The following is a 15,864-nucleotide window of genomic DNA, read 5'->3' as shown; positions in this document are numbered from 1 at the left end:
ACAACAACAAAGCGAGGCAACTTCGATGCTGACGCTGACCGCCAACGATGTTCGACTCGGCGCTACCGCCGTCGACTGGCAGGACGCCCTGACCCAGGCTGGCCGGGACCTGGAAACCGCTGGTCGCACCTCCTCCGATTACCTGAACGGCATGATGGCCCGGGAACAGCAATCGTCCACGGTACTGGGTAATGGCATTGCCATTCCCCACGGCACCCCGGACAGCCGTACCGCGGTGCAAAAGACCGGCATCCGCCTGTTGCAGTTTCCCGATGGCGTGACCTGGCACGACGGTGCCCGGGTGCATGTGCTGGTGGCTATCGCCGCCCAGTCCGACGAGCATCTGGATATTCTCCGCCACCTGACCCGGGTATTGGATACTCCGGGCCTGGCCGACAAGCTGGCGCGCACCGGCGATGCGGCAGAGCTGGTGGCCTTGCTGAGCAAACCGCCGGTGCTGGCGAAATGCGACCGGGACAGTCTGTGCCTGGGGCTCGAAGCCACCACCGCCACTGAACTGGCGCTGATTGCAGCCGCCCGCCTGCAGAGTCTGCACTGTGTCGACACCGACTTTCTCACCGAGATCATCGGGCAGCCTCCGGTGGCATTGGGTCAGGGCCTGTGGCTGGTGCACCACAGCCGGGGCGCCCGTCGTCCGGCGTTGTCACTGGCGACGCCGAAACGCCCGGGGCTCGAGTTTCAGGGCGTGTTTTGCCTGGCCGGCCCGGGGGATGAGTGCAATGAGTTGCTGGCCCGATTGGACCAATTTCTGGCCGCCGGCGAGCCGATCGAAGGTCTGGGAGCCGAGGCTCTGCTGGCCCGGCTTTCTGGTGAAGCGGCCGATGCCGTCACGGCCAGTGTTACTCTGCTGAATAGCCACGGTTTGCATGCTCGCCCGGCTAAGCAGTTGGTCCAGGAGGCGCGCCGTCACAACGCCAGCATCCGGGTACGATTGCGGGAAGGCGATGGCGGTGCCGTCTCCGCCACCAGTCTGACCCGGATCATTGGCTTGGGCGCGCGCCGGGGCCAGACCCTGATCCTGTCCGCTACCGGTGAAGATGCCCAGCAGGCAGTGACCGCCCTGACCAAGGCCATTACTGACGGCCTGGGTGAAGCGGTATCGCCGTTGCGTGCCGAATCTTCACGGCTGGCCCAGCCCCAAAACCAGAATCAGAACGAACCAGAGCCTTTGGTGGACGACCAGCCCCTGAAAGCAGTCGCGGCATCGCCGGGGCTGGCGCTGGCGCCGATTTTTGTTCTGCGCCAGCCGACCCTGACCTTCCCGGACACCGCGGCCGACAGCGAAACCGAGATCATGCGCCTGAACCGCGCTTTTGATGCCGCCGACAGCCAGCTACGGACCCTGATTCGCCAAGCCGAGGGTGGTGAAGCGGCGCCGATCCTGTCGGTTCATGTGGAAATGCTGCAGGACGAAGATCTGTATCAGGCCGCCCTGGAAGCGATCAACGAAGGCGCGTCCGCCGAGGCCGGCTGGTGGCAGGCCATCGATACCGCCGCCAAGGGTCAGGAGGCACTGGCGGACCGGCTGCTGGCTGAGCGTGCCGCGGACCTGCGCGACGTCGGTCGGCGTGTGCTGGCCAACCTCTGCGGCGTGGAAATGCCCAAGCCGCCGGAGCACCCGTATGTACTGGTGGCCGATGACCTGGGGCCGTCCGATGTCGCCCGGCTGGATACGACGCGGGTGCGGGCGTTGGTTACTGCCCGCGGTGGCGCTACCTCCCACAGCGCGATTTTGGCCCGGGCGCTGGGACTGCCCGCGGTGGTGGGAGCCGGCGACGCAGTGCTGAAGCTGGTTGATGGTGCCGAGCTGGTGGTTGACGGTGAGCGCGGCGCGCTGGTGCCGAACCCGGGCGATGAGCGTCGGGCCCAGGTTGCCCGCCGGCTGGAGCGGTTGGCCGCCCTGCAGGCTGAAGCGCACGACAACCGGCACCAGCCGGCCATCACCCGCGACGGTCACCGGGTGGAAGTCTGCGCCAATCTGGGCAATACCGCGCACGCACCCGATGCGGTGGCGCGCGGTGCCGAAGGCATTGGGCTGCTGCGTACCGAATTCGTGTTCATGGCCCATCCGGAAGCGCCGGACCTGGCGACCCAGATTGCTGAATATCGTCACGCCTTCGACGCGCTCAATGGTCTGCCGCTGGTGGCTCGGACCTTGGATGTGGGTGGTGATAAGCCGCTGGACTACTGGCCGCTGCCCCAGGAAGACAATCCATTCCTGGGTATGCGTGGTATCCGGTTGTCTCTGACCCGGCCGGAGATCCTGGAAACCCAGGTCCGCGCCCTGCTGACCGCCGCCGGCGACCGGCCCCTTCGGATTATGTTTCCGATGGTCAAGGATCTGGAAGAATTCCGCGCTGCCAAGCAGATTGTGCAGCGGGTGCAGTCCGAGGTTACCAGCGCCGACGTGCAGATTGGCGTGATGATCGAAGTGCCCTCCTGTGCCCTGCTGGCGCCGACACTGGCCCCGGAGGTGGACTTTTTCTCCGTCGGCACCAACGACCTGACCCAGTACACCCTGGCCATTGACCGTGGCCACGGCCAGCTCTCGGCCGATTCCGATGCCCTGCATCCGGCGGTGCTGCGCCTGATTCAGATGACCGTGCAGGCGGCCCACGCCCATGGCCGCTGGGTTGGGGTTTGTGGCGAGCTGGCCTCCGACCCCCAGGCGATTCCGGTGCTTGTTGGCCTGGAGGTGGACGAGCTGTCCGTCACCAGCCGGCGGGTACCCCTGGTCAAGGCCTGTATCCGTGATTTCACCCTGGATGCAGCCCGGGAACGGGCCAAGCTGGCGTTGTCCAAGGCCACGGCGGTTGAGGTACGCGATGCCCTGGAGTCGTTCTGATGGCACGCATTTTGACCATTACCCTGAACCCGGCACTGGATCTCAATGCCGAGCTGGATGCGCTTGAGCCCGGCCAGGTCAATCGCACCACCGCTACCCGGCTGGAGCCGGCGGGCAAGGGCATCAACGTGGCCCGGGTGCTTGCTGGCCTTGGCCATCAGGTGACCGTGTCCGGTCTGCTGGGCGAGGCTAATGCGGCACCGTTCGAGCGGCTGTTTGCCGATGAAGGCCTTACCGACCGTTTCGTGCGGGTACCCGGGCGCAACCGGGTCAACATCAAGCTGGCGGAACAGGACGGCCGGATCACCGACATCAACAGCGCGGGTTTCGAGGCTGCCAGCGACGCCTTGAGTCGTCTGCTGGATCAACTCACACCCTTGGTAGCCGAGCATGATGCCATCGTGATCGGTGGCAGCCTGCCGGCGAGTTTGCCCGCGGCTGCGGTCGCCGATCTGGTGACTATGGTTAGGGCTGTGGATAAACCGGTGTGGCTGGATACCAGTGGTGACGCCCTCACCTGCGGTCTGCAAGCGGGGCCATTCGGCATCAAGCCGAATATTGAGGAACTGTCGGCCTGGGCCGGGGGTCCGCTGGTGTCCCGTCAGCAGGTGGCTGACGTAGCCACCGCATTGCAGGCCCAGGGCCTGGCTCATGTCGTGGTGTCCCTGGGCGCTGACGGTGTGCTCTGGTTCGGCCCCGATGGCAGCTTCCAGTCCGAGCCCCCGCCGGTGTCCGCGCGCAGTACGGTTTGCGCCGGCGATACCCTGCTGGCTGGCCTGCTGCACGGCTTGTTAAATACCGACCACTACGAACCGCCGGTGGCCAAGTTACGGTTTGCCACCGCCCTGTCCGCCGAATGTGTGCGCCATGCCGGGGTCGGCAATCCGGCCGCGTCGGATTTTCATTCACTTGTCGAACAAACCCGGGTTACCCCCTGGCCTGGGGATAACAACAATGGGGAGGTGCCGTTATGAACCTGATTATTGTGAGTTCCTGTCCCCAGGGTATTGCCACCAGTTTCCTCGCCGCCCGGGCGCTTGAACGGGTTGCCCTGGAGCGGGGTTGGAAGGTGACCACGGATATGCGTGGCCGAGACGGCCAGCATCCGGCAGCCATCGGCGAGGCCGACATTGCCGCCGCTGACCTGGTGATCGCGGCCCTGGGCACCCCGGTGGCGCTTGATGCCTACGCCGGCAAGGCCGTGTACCAACTGCCAGTGACCGAAGCACTGGCGGCGCCAGCGGCGGTTCTGGAGACTGCCCTAAAACAGGCCCGGCCCTGGGTGCCCAGCGAGACGCAAGAGGTTGCCGAGGCGTCAGTAGTGGCGGCTGACACCGCAGCCCGACAGATTGTCGCTGTGACCGCCTGCCCGACCGGTGTCGCCCATACCTTCATGGCGGCAGAAGCCTTGACCGCGGCGGCCGAGGCAGCCGGACACCGAATCCGGGTTGAAACCCAGGGCTCGGTGGGCGCTCAGGATCCGCTGACCGAGGCCGAGATTGCCGCTGCGGATGTGGTCATTTTGGCCTGCGATATTGAAGTGAATCCCGAGCGCTTCTCTGGCAAGCGGGTCTGGCGGACCTCCACCGGCGCGGCGCTGAAAACACCGGCCGACACGGTACAGGCCGCCCTGGCCGAGGCTCAGGTACTGGATGCCGGGAAGCCACAGGCCAGCTCACCAGCCGGTGGCGAATCCCGTGGACCCTATAAGCACCTGCTCACCGGGGTTTCGTTCATGCTGCCGATGGTGGTGGCCGGTGGCCTGCTGATTGCGCTGTCGTTTGTGTTCGGGATCGAAGCGTTTCAGGAACAGGGCACCCTGCCGGCGGCGTTGATGCAAATTGGCGGCGGTACGGCCTTCAAGCTGATGATTCCGCTACTGGCCGGCTACATTGCCTGGTCCATCGCCGATCGGCCGGGCCTGGCTCCGGGTATGATCGGCGGTTATCTGGCCGGTGAACTGGGGGCCGGGTTTCTTGGCGGTATCGTCGCCGGCTTCCTGGCCGGCTATGTGGCCCGCTTTATCAGCCGGAAACTTCCGTTGCCCGAGAGTATCGAATCACTGAAACCGATCCTGATCATTCCCTTGCTCGCCAGCCTGGTGACCGGGCTTGGCATGATCTATGTGCTGGGCGAACCCATGGCGGCGATCATGGATGCACTGACCGGCTTCCTGGAAAGCATGGGCACCACCAACGCCATTCTGCTGGGCGGTGTCCTGGGTGCGATGATGTGTTTCGACCTGGGTGGCCCGGTGAACAAGGCGGCCTACACCTTTGGCGTCGGCTTGCTGTCGGAAGGCAGTGGCGGTTCCGCGCCGATGGCAGCAATTATGGCCGCCGGGATGGTGCCGGCCATTGGCATGGGCGTGGCGTCGTTTGTGGCCCGCCGCAAGTTCGCCGAGGCGGAGCGTCAGGCTGGCCGCGCGTCCTTTGTGCTGGGGCTGTGTTTCATCTCCGAAGGCGCTATTCCGTTCATGGCCAAGGATCCGCTGCGGGTAATTCCGGTCTGCATGTTGGGCGGGGCCATCACTGGTGCCCTGTCGATGCTGTTTGCCGTGAAACTGATGGCGCCTCACGGTGGCCTGTTCGTATTGGCTATTCCCAATGCGGTCAGTGTGGTCCTGCCCTACCTGATCGCCATTACCGTGGGATCGCTGGTGATTGGTCTGGGCTATGCGCTGCTCAAGAGTGGCAAGGCGGAAGTAGCTGCCCCCGCCGTCTGATCGCCAATGCCACGATAAAAAGGCCCTCAAGTGAGGGCCTTTTTATTAACCGAAGTGGAAAAACGCCAGCTTGTTGCCGTCCGGGTCTTTCACGTAGGCACCGTAGAACTGGTTCGGAATTCGTTGGCCGGGTTCGCCATCGCAGGTTGCACCCAACTCCAGGGCCTTGCGGTAATGGGCATCGACGGCTTCTTTGGAGCCAGGCTGCAGCGCAACCATGTTGCCATTGCCTGGGTGGTTGGGTTCCTTGTTGAATGGCTCACACACCGCCAGCATGGGTGTGCTCATGTTCTTGCCAATGAAGGCCAGCCGCCCGATGTCCAGCAGGACCTTGGCATCCATGTCTGCCAGCAGTTTAGTGTAGAACTCCTTGGCCTTGTTGATGTCGCTGACACCAATGGTGACGTAACCGATCATGTGTACTCTCCATTACTGAATGTTTTGGACGTAGTGAATACGCTGCCTGTTGCGTCGGGATCATCCTCCCTGGTCATTGGCCACTACTCGGTTCCGACCTGCTCTCTTCGCTGCATACATTGATTGGTCGCAGGCCGAGAGTAAATCCCGTACGGATGTGATATTTGACCCTGATCCGCACCAGTTAACCACACCGGCACTGAAAGTGACGCCGAAGTTTTTTCCGTCATCACTCACGAAGCTTTCTGCCTGCAGGACAATTCGCAGGGATTCCGCAACTTGCCCAGCTTCGGAAAGCCCGGTATTGGGCATAAAGATGATGAACTCCTCACCCCCGGTGCGCGCCACGATATCGGATTTCCGAGTCCTGGATTCGATGATACTGGCGAATCTTTGCAGCACTGCATCACCGGTGGGATGTCCATAGGTGTCATTGATGGTTTTGAAGAAATCGATATCAAGGGAAATCAGCGAAAAAGTATCCCCATAACGCTCACCCTGTGCCACAGATTCTTGCAGTTTCCTGAGCATGTACCGACGGTTATAGAGGCCTGTCAGCTCATCAGTAATCGAGAGTTGTTCCAGCTCGAGCTCCAGGTGCTTCTGGGTGTCGATATTGACCGTTATGCCGTGCCAGCTGATTCTGCCATCCGGGTCTTTCTCGGGTCGTGATACGCCCTTGAGCCAATAGCTCCCGTGATTAGTCTGAACACGATACTCACAAACCCACTCGTTCAGCGTCTCGGCAGAGATGGCAATGCTCTCGCGCACCCTGGCGATATCATCCGGATGAATCAGGTCAAAAATCCTGTCTGGTTCAGTTAAGCATTCTTCGGCGGTTAGCCCATAAAAATCCAGGGTCTTTTCGCTCAGGTAGGAAAAGTAATAGCGACCGTCCGGTTCCAGGACAAAGGTATAGATAATACCTGGTAGAGATTTGGCGAGCTGCTCCATCTGATGCTGGCTCAGCTTTTCACGGGTTACATCCAGATGAGTTCCCATGAGCCAGCGCGTGTCCTGACCATCTTCATCTGTTAACAGTGTGCCGCGGGTGTGGATGTAACGCCAATCTCCGGTCTTGTGGAGCATACGGACCACGCATTCAAACTTTGGGGCTTCGCCATTCAGGTAGCGAGTCAGAGCTTCCTGGGCCTGCTTCAGGTCTTTCGGATGACACAGGTCCTCCCAGGTCTTGAACCTGAGGGGCTCCAGCTCTTCCAGGGAATAGCCAAGTAAGTCGGCCCATCGGTCGTTGTAAACCACCTCATTAGTATCAAGGTTCCATTCCCAAGTGCCGGCACCGGTGCCCTGGAGAATTGCTTTCAGCCGGATTTCCGGAGTCAGTTCCATATGCCCCTTATCTGAGCAAGGTACTCAGATTACCCAAAGATCATTACTTTCACGGCTTTCCCAGTCAAAACCATTCGCCCACTCGAGGGCCTGCTCCAAGGGCAGTGGTTTGCTGTAGAAAAAGCCTTGGCCAAGATCACATCCCAGTTCGATCAGTTTAGCCTCTACCGCCGCCGACTCAATTCCTTCAGCCACGAGGCGTCGCTTGAAGCTTTTCGACAGGCTTATGATGGCGCTGACGATCATATCGTTATCGGAATTTTCGAGCATATCAAATACGAACGAGCGGTCGATTTTGATTTCCTGGGCAGACAGCCGGCGGAACAGATCCAGTGACGAGTAGCCTGTGCCAAAGTCGTCGAGCGAGACATCAACGCCCAGTTCACGGCAGGCGCTGAGATTCTCAAGAACGCGTTCGGTACCGTCCAGGGCTGTCGTTTCCAGAACTTCCAGGATCAGGCGCGAGCGAATGGCGTCCGGACATTCGCACAGGGCTGCCTCCAGATCCTCCTTGAAACTCGATCCCAGAAAGTGCGAGGGGCTCAAATTTACGCTGAGGGTGTAGGGTAGCTGTTGGCTTTCAAACTCCCGCAGGCGTGAGATAGCTTCAGCCAGCACGAAGTTGCCAACCTTGCGGGCATACTCGGTGTATTCGATGTGGTCCAAGAAATGATCAGGGCTCAGGAGGCCATCGTCGGGGTGGTTCCAGCGGATGAGCGCCTCGAAGCCCTCCACACACCTGTCGCCGAACTGAATCTTTGGTTGGTAATAGAGTTCCAGCTGCCCAAGCTCAAGAGCGCTGTCCATTTTTTCAAGGACTTTGATCCGCTCCTTCCGCGAGTAGTGAGAATCCAGATCAAACAGCACGTAATGATTTTTGCCGGCCTCCTTGGCGGCGTACATGGCCTGGTCCGCGTGACGAAGCAATTGATCGGCATCAGAGTCATCGCCCGGGTATATCGTGACACCCATGCTGCCAGACAAATGCAATACATTGCGTTTATAACTGATGGGCTGTCGGATTGCCTCCAGGAGTCTCGAATAGACTCGCTCATCATCGACATCCCTTAAGATAGCCACAAATTCGTCGCCGCCAAGGCGCGCAACCACATCATGGGTCCTGACGCTCATAAGAAGCCGACCGGCAACCGATTTCAGTACGGCGTCACCGACGGCATGGCCGTGTTGGTCATTGATTTCCTTGAAGCCATCGAGATCGATAAAGCACACCGATACCACACCTTGGCGCTGGTCCGCTTCAAACAACTCTTGTTCAAACAGTTCGGTCATCCGGCGGCGGTTCGGCAGGCCCGTCAGCTCATCGTAGTTGGCTGCATGCTCGAGATGTTTCTGATGTTGCCGCTTTTCCTGATAGAGGCGTTTCCGCTCGATCAGATTGCCCAAGGTCTGGGTCAGCGGTTCCAGCTCCTCGGCCAGTTTGGCGGTATAGCCGCCGAGGCGGTTCGCCAGTCCTATCAGGCCGATTTGCCGGTCGCCGGAGAGTACCGGAATACCAATATAGGCAGTTATATGGGGATGGCCTTCCGGCAGTCCTTTGAGCCGGGGGTCTGAGGCGATTTCGTTGGAGACAATCACTTCGCCAGTGGCCATTGGAAGACCGAGGATATTGTCGAGGCGATTGAAAATCATGCCCCGGCGCTCAACCTGTTGGTAAAGCGCCTGGGTTGCCGGGCTCCAGGCAATATTGGTGATTGCGCCAATCTTCAGGAAAGGCGTATCGCCTTCACGCTCATGTACCTCGCCAATGAATCCGAACTGGCTTCCGGTCAGCGTCAGCAGGTCGCTGAGCATCAACTCGAAGGCCGCATGTTCGTTGTCGCTGGTCAGAAAAACGTTCTGAGCCCGGTGAATGGCACGGCTGAGGTGAGAAACTTTGACGTATTCGCCGGCACTCGTGGTGAGGAATGCCCTTTCAAGTTCATCCTCCAGAAGACTCGTGAGGCTGCGTAGTACGTCCAGCTCAATCTCGGAGAATTTTCGCGGCTTGTCGTCAATGATGCAGAGTGTGCCGATCTTGAAACCGCTGGGTTCGCGAACCGGCATCCCTGCGTAGAACCGGATGTGCGGCTTACCGGTAACCAGGGGATTTTTCCGGAAACGGGGATCTTTGGTGGCATCCTCCACCAACAGTATCTTGTCTTGCTGAATGGCATAGTCACAGAAAGCAATTGAGCGGGGTGTTTCCGAGGCGTCCAGTCCCTGGCGGGATTTGAACCACTGACGTTCGGCGTCTACAACTGAGAAAAGCGAGGTTTTTACCCCGTAGTAGTGTTTTGCAATCCGGGTCAGCCGTTCAAAGCGCTCCTCTGGAGGTGTATCGAGAATGCCCAACCGATCAAGCGCAGCTAACCGGCGTTTCTCGATGCTCGGGTTTACCATGGGCCTGACCTCCGGAGACGGTTCAGCGATTATTTGAACCTCACAACCAATTCGTGAAGTTCGCTCGCAACGCGCTCCATCGCTCTGACACTATGAGTGGATTCTTCGCCCTTGGCCAGATTGTTCGTTGCCAAAGAGGAAATTCTCTCCACTTGCTCGTTTATCTGGTCCGATACCTGGGCCTGCTCCTCAACAGCGGCCGCCATTTGCATCGCCATTTCTGCGATGTTGCTGACAGTGTCGGCGATATCATTCAGGGTTTGCTCTGCCTCCAGCATTTGATCAAGGCCGGCATCTGCTGCTGCTGTGCCCTGATCCGCGATAGTTACGGAGTCTGCTGACCGGCTGATCAGAGCTTCGACAATCCCGTGGATGTCGCTGGTTGAGTTTCGTGTCCTTTGTGCAAGGCTGCGAACTTCGTCGGCCACCACTGCGAATCCGCGACCGTGTTCTCCGGCACGGGCCGCCTCAATGGCCGCGTTCAGAGCTAACAGATTGGTTTGGTCAGCAATGTCTTCTATGATCTTGGCGGCTGATGCGATCTGGTGGGTTTGGGTGGACAGCTGGCCGACGGAGGCGCTGATGTCATGAACTGTTTTTTTGAGATTCTCGATGGCCTTGCGGGTGCCAGCTACGACGGCTGATCCTTGTTGAGCAAACTCGCGGGCGCCTCCGGCTTTGTCTGCCGTTGACTGAACGTTGGCAGACACATCGGCGATGGTCTGGGACATTTCATGAACTGCCGCAGCCACCTGTTCGGTCTCTGACTGTTGGTTATGGAGTGTTTCCTGGGCTTCGTAGGCGATCTCCAACCCTTTGACTGCGGAGGATTTCACCTGCCCCGCGGCGTCTTCCATTCTGGTCAGTACCGCATCCAGGTGGGACTGCAGGGCCATCACGGCGACCTTGATGCGTCCAAGCTCCGAGTCGTCATCGGTGTAACTCCGGGCGGCAAGATCATCGCTGAAACTGTTCCCCAGTAGCTGCATCACTGAGTGCATCAGTCGCTTCTTGGAGAAATGCATCCAGACGGCATACACCACAACACCGGTGGCAAGTGCCAGCTCAGACAGGTACTGGTGATTCGTCAGAAAAAGCACGGCTGAGGCGATGAACACAGCACCGAGGAAAAGGCTGGCCGGGTGAACGCGATGCCAGAGTGGGGTGGACGATTTTCCCGCGCGGATTGATCGGTACAGCTTTTCGGCCCGCGCTACGTCTTTCCGCTCCGGACAGGATCGGACGGATTCGTAACCAACAATGTGGCCATTTTCGGTGACCGGTGTGACATAGGCGCTGACCCAGTAGAAATCACCGTTCTTACACCGATTCTTGACCAGACCCATCCAGGGTTTTCCGGCCTTCAGGCAGGACCACATGTTTTCATAGGCCTCGGGAGGCATGTCCGGATGGCGAACAATATTGTGAGGCTGGCCAATCAGCTCTTCGCGGCTGAAGCCGCTAACATCCACGAAAGCCTGGTTGCAATGTTGGATCTTGCCTTTCAGGTCGGTTGAAGAAATGAGTTTCTGGGTTTTATGGAAGGTTCTTTCAATATCGGTAACGGGCAAGTTTTTGCGCATCGCAAATTCCTGGAAGTTAGCGGAGACAGCGTTTTCTCATCAGAATACATTCATTCCTGAACGTTTCCACGATTTGTTGCGATTTGTTTTGAACAAGATTTAAGTAGGTCGCGAACGTCCGCGTACAGCAATGCCGGAACAGAGGGTTCCCCCATTGGCTGGTATCAGTGAGCGCCAGACCGCCGTGCTGGCTTGGCCATCCATTCATGACCTCTCAGCATCCCGTGCCAGTAAAGTGTTGGCAGCTGTTTCGCCTCCTACCATGGTCCAGCCCGGCCGGCTATTGTGAAGCTGACGTTTTTCGATCGACTAAAAGAAGTTTCAATCATGATCAAATCACTCAAAAACCTTGACCATGGCGGCACTGATCGCCGTTGCATCGTTTGGTGCTCAGGCAGACGGCCACAAAGGCGGCGTCGATGAAGTACTGGTCATTCTTTCAAGCGATTCCCTCCAGACCCAGGGCATGGCAAGGGCGCCTGCCGACCTGTCGGTTCATACACGGTTTGGCGACGTGGCAGGCGACTGGCCGGTGGACATGTTTGTCGCACGAGTTTTTATGAGGGCGATATTTTCAGCGACTATACGGCGACGGACCCTGCGCAGGGGCAGACTTCGTTCAAAAGCGAGTATGACGTGGTGCCATGGACAGCAGGTTTGCAGCTAAGCAGGCAGTTTTGATACAGAAGGAAGTCAAAGCGGGAAAGTGGTCGGCGTGGCAGGATTCGAACCTGCGACCCCTTCGTCCCGAACGAAGTGCGCTACCAAGCTGCGCCACACGCCGATCAACGGCCGGTATTATACGGATTCACTTTGGTTTTACCAGCCCTCGGCGGACAAAAGCGCATCCGTAAAGTTGCTGAGATTATCGTAGACGGCGACCTCGGTTCCAGGGATCGGTCGAGCGTCCAGATGGCGCTCGGTGTCTTGGCCATTGCCGGTGCGTACCAGCACCGGCTGGCAGTGCCCGGCGACGCCCGCTTCCAGGTCCTTACGGCTGTCCCCCACCATGATGGCCCCGTCCAGCGAGTCCAGGTGGTAATGACTCTGGATCTGCTCCAGCAGGCCGGTTAAGGGTTTCCGGCAGTGACAGTGATCGTCCGGATGGTGGGGACAGTAGGCGATGATATCGATGCAGCCACCGGCGGCCTCTACCAGGCTCTTCAGTTTTCCGTGCATGGCATCCAGTTCCGCGAGGCCGTAATAACCCCGGGCGATGCCGGACTGGTTGGTGGCAATGGCGATACGGTGGCCGGCGTTGCACAGCCGGGCCACCGCCTCGATGCTGCCGGGAATGGGGTGCCAGTCGTCAGCGCAGCAGATGTAGTTGCCATCGTACTCGTTGATGACCCCGTCCCGGTCGAGGATGATCAGCATCTTGGTTTTTCGCCCCTGCGTCTTCGTCCGTTAGCCGGCGCTTGGCAGCAGTGAAATGTCTGCCACTCGCAGGAACAGGTTACGCAGGCGATTCAGCAGTGCCAGACGATTGTTCCGGGTGGCGTCGTCTTCTGCCATCACCATCACCTCATCGAAAAAGCTGTCCACCGGCTCGCGCAGACTGGCCAGGGAGCGCAACGCACTGGCGTAGTCGCCCTGCTCGAACAGCGGCACTACCTTGCCCGCCTGTTGCTCGACCTGCTCGGCCAGCCGCTGCTCGGCGGAATCCTGCAGCAGGCTGGTGTCGACGGTTTCACCGATGTGGTCGCCACCCTGTTTGGTCAGGATGTTGGAGACCCGCTTGTTGGCGCTGGCCAGGGCCTGGGCCTCAGGCAACTGACGGAAGGCTTCCACCGCCTTGACCCGACGATCGAAGTCCAGCGGACGGGTCGGACGACGGGCGTGCACCGCCAGGTAAACTTCGGCGCCAATGCCCAGCTCATCGTAATGGGCCCGGAAGCGTTCGAGCATGTAATCCACCACGGTGGACGCGGTATCCGGCTCGGTCAGTACGGTAAAGTTCTCCGCGGCCCACTCGCAGCAGGTTTGCAGATCCAGCGGCAGTTCCCGCTCGATGATGATGCGCAGCACACCCAGGGACGCCCGGCGCAGGGCGAACGGATCCCGGGTGCCGGACGGTGGCTGGTTGATGCCAAACAGGCCCACCAGTGAGTCCAGGCGATCGGCAATGGCCACGGCACAGCCGGTGGCGGTGGTGGGCAGGTCATCGCCGGCAAACCGGGGCATGTACTGCTCGTTCAGGGCCTTGGCGACGTCGTCGGCCTCGCCATCGTTGGCGGCGTAGTACTGGCCCATGATCCCTTGCAGGTCGGTGAACTCCAGCACCATCTCGGTGACCAGATCGGTCTTGGCCAGCATGGCCGCGCGCTCGGCCAGGGCCGGATCGCTGTCGATGGCTGCGGCAATCTTGCTGGCCAGGGCCGCGACCCGAACCGACTTGTCGTAGATGCTGCCCAGCTTTTCCTGGAATACGATCGGTTTGAGTCGATCGATACGATCTTCCAGGCGGCTCTTGCGGTCGGTTTCGTAGAAGAAGGCGGCGTCCGACAGGCGCGGGCGAATGACCTTCTCGTTGCCGGAAATCACCTGGGCCGGATCCTTACTCTCGATGTTGGCCACGGTAATGAACAGCGGCAGCATGGCGCCATCGGCACCGACCACGTGGAAGTACTTCTGGTGCTCCTTCATGGAGGAGATCAGGGCTTCTGCCGGAACCTCCAGGAAGCGGTCCTCGAACCGGCCCATCAATGGCACCGGCCACTCGTTCAGGGCGGTGACTTCATCCAGCAGTTCCTCGTCGATCACCGCCTTGCCGCCGGCTTCGGATTCGGCCAGTTCGGCCACACCGGCGCGGATCTGGGCCCGGCGCTCGGCGAAATCGGCGAGCACGTAGCCTTCCTGCTTGAGCACCACCTCGTAGTCGCTGGGGGTGGGCACAATCAGTTTCTTCGGGCAGTGGAAGCGATGGCCCCGGGTCTTGTTGCCCGGCTTCAGGCCCATGATCGGAGTGTCGATCACCTTGTTGCCGAACAGCATGATCACCCAGTGGACCGGACGCACAAACTCGGTCCGGTGCGCACCCCAGCGCATGCGCTTGGGAATCGGCAGCGCCGCCAGCGACTGGTCGACCAGTTCCGGCAGCAATTCCACCGTGGGCTTGCCCTGCTCCACGGTACGGTAGACCACCCAGGCGCCCTTGTCGGTTTCCAGGGTGTCCAGCTGGTCCGGGGTGACACCCAGGGAGGTGGCAAAGCCGGTCAGCGCCCGGGTCGGGTTGCCGGCATCGTCAAAGGCGGCTTTGACCGCGGGGCCGCGTTTCTCAACCGGCTTGTCCGGCTGGGCATCGGCCAGGTCACGGATACGAACCGCCAGGCGGCGGGGCGCGGCGAAGGCCTCGACCTTGCCAAACTCAATACCGGCGACTTCCAGACCCTTGGCAATGCCCTGGGTGAAGGCATCGGACAGTGGTTTAAGTGCTTTCGGGGGCAGCTCTTCGGTGCCCAGTTCGACCAGAAAATCCTGTGTTGCCATGATTACGCGTTCCCCTGTTCCTGCTGAGCCTTCTTCGCTTTTTTGCCTTTCTTGCCTTTGGCCTTATCATCGGCGGCGTCGGCCGCGGCCAGTACTTCCTCGCGCAGAGCCTCGGGGGCCAGCGGGAAACGAAGTTTACGGCGACTGTCGAAGTAGGCCTGTGCGACAGAACGTGCCAGGGTGCGAACTCGCAGGATGAAACGCTGGCGTTCGGTCACCGAGATGGCGTGCCGGGCGTCCAGCAGGTTGAAAGTGTGGGAAGCCTTGAGCACCTGCTCGTAGGCCGGCAGCGCCAGGCCGGCTTCGATCAGCCGGGCACTTTCGCGCTCGTGCACGTCGAAGCTGTGGAACAGGAACTCGGTGTCGGCGTGCTCGAAGTTGTAGGTCGACATTTCCACTTCCTGCTGGTGGAACACGTCGCCATAGGTAACAACGCCATCCGGACCTTCGGTCCAGACCAGGTCGTAGACGCTGTCCACGCCCTGCAGGTACATGGCGATACGCTCAAGGCCGTAGGTCAGCTCGCCGGTGACCGGGAAGCATTCGATACCGCCAACCTGCTGGAAGTAGGTGAACTGAGTCACCTCCATGCCATTCAGCCAGATTTCCCAGCCCAGGCCCCAGGCACCCAGGGTGGGCGATTCCCAGTTGTCTTCCACGAACCGGATGTCGTGTACCAGCGGATCCAGGCCCAGGGCCTTCAGGGAATCCAGATACAGTTCCTGAATGTTGTCCGGTGATGGCTTCAGGACCACCTGGAACTGGTAGTAGTGTTGCAGGCGGTTTGGGTTCTCACCGTAGCGACCATCGGTCGGCCGACGGCTCGGCTGGACATACGCGGCGTTCCAGGTTTCCGGCCCGATGGCCCGCAGGAACGTCGCCGGGTGGAAGGTACCGGCACCCACTTCCATATCCAGTGGCTGGAGGACCACACAGCCATGCTGCGCCCAGAAATTCTGCAGAGCCAGAATCAAGCCCTGAAAGGTCTTGATGTCCGGAGTAGTTTGCTTGGTTGCCTTGTCTGTCACGACGTT

General features: G+C 60.1%; 10 protein-coding genes and 1 tRNA gene. 3 read left to right on the top strand and 8 right to left on the bottom strand.

Annotated elements, in window-relative coordinates:
• The first annotated feature begins 25 nt into the window (after positions 1-25).
• Genes ptsP through FGO67_RS02610 form a run of 3 tightly spaced genes read left to right on the top strand, consistent with a single transcriptional unit; the run spans position 26 to position 5,591 of the window.
• A complete protein-coding gene (ptsP, locus tag FGO67_RS02620) occupies positions 26-2,866 on the top strand; it encodes a phosphoenolpyruvate--protein phosphotransferase (protein ID WP_203299167.1) in 2,841 nt (946 codons plus the stop codon).
• Entirely contained in the window at positions 2,866-3,840 is a 975-nt protein-coding gene (pfkB, locus tag FGO67_RS02615; protein WP_203299166.1) for a 1-phosphofructokinase, read from the top strand. The genes ptsP and pfkB overlap by 1 nt, the downstream gene beginning before the upstream one ends.
• Positions 3,837-5,591 carry a PTS fructose-like transporter subunit IIB gene (locus tag FGO67_RS02610; RefSeq protein ID WP_203299165.1) on the top strand — a complete coding sequence of 585 codons (1,755 nt, stop codon included), beginning with the start codon at positions 3,837-3,839 and terminating at the stop codon, positions 5,589-5,591. The genes pfkB and FGO67_RS02610 overlap by 4 nt, the downstream gene beginning before the upstream one ends.
• Positions 5,592-5,636: 45 nt before the next feature.
• On the opposite strand, the gene FGO67_RS02605 is transcribed toward FGO67_RS02610, so the two are convergent.
• From FGO67_RS02605 to glyQ, 8 genes are all read right to left on the bottom strand, one after another.
• Positions 5,637-6,008, bottom strand: a complete 372-nt coding sequence (locus tag FGO67_RS02605; RefSeq protein WP_203299164.1) for a VOC family protein — start codon at positions 6,006-6,008, stop codon at positions 5,637-5,639.
• 60 nt (positions 6,009-6,068) lie between these two features.
• Entirely contained in the window at positions 6,069-7,358 is a 1,290-nt protein-coding gene (locus tag FGO67_RS02600; protein WP_203299163.1) for a GGDEF domain-containing protein, read from the bottom strand.
• A gap of 24 nt (positions 7,359-7,382) precedes the next feature.
• The gene (locus FGO67_RS02595; RefSeq protein ID WP_203299162.1) at positions 7,383-9,758 is read right to left on the bottom strand and encodes a sensor domain-containing phosphodiesterase; all 2,376 of its coding nucleotides are present in this window, start codon (positions 9,756-9,758) and stop codon (positions 7,383-7,385) included.
• A 29-nt stretch (positions 9,759-9,787) separates the two neighbouring features.
• Positions 9,788-11,341: a methyl-accepting chemotaxis protein gene (locus FGO67_RS02590; protein ID WP_203299161.1), complete on the bottom strand. Its 1,554-nt coding sequence runs from the start codon at positions 11,339-11,341 to the stop codon at positions 9,788-9,790.
• Positions 11,342-12,048: 707 nt separating this feature from the next.
• Positions 12,049-12,125, bottom strand: a tRNA-Pro gene (locus FGO67_RS02585).
• 35 nt (positions 12,126-12,160) lie between these two features.
• Positions 12,161-12,718 carry a D-glycero-beta-D-manno-heptose 1,7-bisphosphate 7-phosphatase gene (gene gmhB / locus FGO67_RS02580; RefSeq protein WP_203299160.1) on the bottom strand — a complete coding sequence of 186 codons (558 nt, stop codon included), beginning with the start codon at positions 12,716-12,718 and terminating at the stop codon, positions 12,161-12,163.
• Between the two features lie 30 nt (positions 12,719-12,748).
• Positions 12,749-14,830: a glycine--tRNA ligase subunit beta gene (glyS, locus tag FGO67_RS02575; RefSeq protein ID WP_203299159.1), complete on the bottom strand. Its 2,082-nt coding sequence runs from the start codon at positions 14,828-14,830 to the stop codon at positions 12,749-12,751.
• Between the two features lie 2 nt (positions 14,831-14,832).
• Positions 14,833-15,858 carry a glycine--tRNA ligase subunit alpha gene (gene glyQ, locus FGO67_RS02570; RefSeq protein ID WP_138439743.1) on the bottom strand — a complete coding sequence of 342 codons (1,026 nt, stop codon included), beginning with the start codon at positions 15,856-15,858 and terminating at the stop codon, positions 14,833-14,835.
• Between the last annotated feature and the right edge of the window lie 6 nt (positions 15,859-15,864).

The sequence above is a fragment of the Marinobacter sediminum genome, from assembly GCF_016820575.1.
GTDB classification, from domain to species: Bacteria; Pseudomonadota; Gammaproteobacteria; order Pseudomonadales; family Oleiphilaceae; genus Marinobacter; species Marinobacter sediminum.
This window is presented reverse-complemented; position numbering and strand designations above follow the sequence as displayed.